This window comes from Sulfitobacter sp. HI0040, assembly GCF_001634885.1.
GTDB lineage: Bacteria > Pseudomonadota > Alphaproteobacteria > Rhodobacterales > Rhodobacteraceae > Sulfitobacter.
In genome coordinates this window covers 1-1,308 of sequence record NZ_LWEX01000275.1, presented here as the reverse complement: position 1 = coordinate 1,308, position 1,308 = coordinate 1, and the positions used below count along the sequence as shown (strand labels likewise).

General features: G+C 72.9%; 2 protein-coding genes. Both read right to left on the bottom strand.

Annotated features, from left to right (window positions below; all coding sequences use genetic code 11):
- Positions 1-827 (bottom strand): molybdenum ABC transporter ATP-binding protein (gene modC / locus A3728_RS13660; protein ID WP_067924734.1); only part of this gene is annotated, 827 nt, incomplete at its 3' end.
- A partial coding sequence (locus A3728_RS13655) for an ABC transporter permease subunit (protein ID WP_067924731.1) occupies positions 824-1,308 on the bottom strand: 485 nt, incomplete at its 5' end. The genes modC and A3728_RS13655, both read right to left, overlap by 4 nt.

Sequence of the window (1,308 nt, the reverse complement as noted above, 5' to 3'; positions counted from 1 at the left end):
CGCACGCGCGCGCCCACCTCGGCCTGCACGCCCGGCAGTTCCAGAACGCCCGCGTCGATCCTGAGGCGCGACAGCCCGTCGGGCGCGTGTGACAGCACGTCCGCCTCCAGCACCGCGCCCGCTTCGCGCACGCCCAGCAGCGGCACCGCCGCCGGGTCGGCCATCACGTCGAACATCGGCCCGCGTGCGCGCACCCGCCCGTCCTGCAACAGCACCAGCGTATCGGCAAGCCGCGCGACCTCGTCCAGCGCGTGGCTGACATAGAGGATCGGCAGCCGCAGCGGCCCGTCCCGCAGCCGTTCGAGATAGGGCAGGATGTCCTGCTTGCGCCCCTCGTCGAGACTGGCGAGCGGCTCGTCCATCAGCAGCATCCGCGGGCGGCAGAGCAGCGCCCGCCCCAGCGCCACCCGCTGGCGTTCCCCGCCCGACAGCGCGGCGGGCCTGCGCTCCAGCAGCCGTTCCAGACCCAGAAGGGCCGCGACCTCCTCCAGCCCGGGGCCTGCGCGCCCGCGCGCGGCATAGCGCCCCCCGAAGGACAGGTTCTGCCGCACATCCATATGCGGAAAGAGCCGCGCGTCCTGAAAGACATAGCCCAGCCCGCGCCGGTGCGGCGGCACCCAGATGCCGCGTTCGGTGTCCAGCATGGTTTCGCCGTCCACCACCACGCGGCCCCGGGCGGGCCGCAACAGCCCCGCGACCGCGTTGATGACGGTGGTCTTGCCGGCCCCCGACCGCCCGAAGAGCGCGGTGATCCCCGGCCCGGCTTCGAAGTCAAGGTCGAGATCGAAACCGCCGAATCCATGGCGCAGGGTGACGGCCAGCGTCATATGCCGGAAATCCGGCGGGCCACGCGCCGGGCCAGCGCCTCCGACAGGGCGACGGCGCCGACGGCGACGGCGACGGCCAGCGCCACCATGCCCAATGCGGCCCCTTCGCCGCCGGGTATCTGAAGCGCGGTCCAGATGGCGCTGGGCAGGGTCTGTGTCTGGCCGGGAATGTTGGCGACAAAGGTGATCGTGGCGCCGAACTCTCCCATCGCCTTGGCAAAACCCATGACCGCCCCTGCAAGGATCCCCGGCGCGATGAGCGGCAGGGTCACCCGGCCGAAAACGGCCCAGCCCGGGGCCCCCAGCGTGGCCGCCGCGGCCTCGAGCCGCGGGTCCACAGCCTCGATCGCAAGGCGCATGGCGCGCACCGTCAGCGGAAAGCCCATGACGATGGCCGCCAGCACAGCACCCGTCCAGTGAAAGGCAAGCTGCACGCCCACCGCATCGAGCGCGCGGCCCAGCGGCGCGGTCCGCCCGAAGC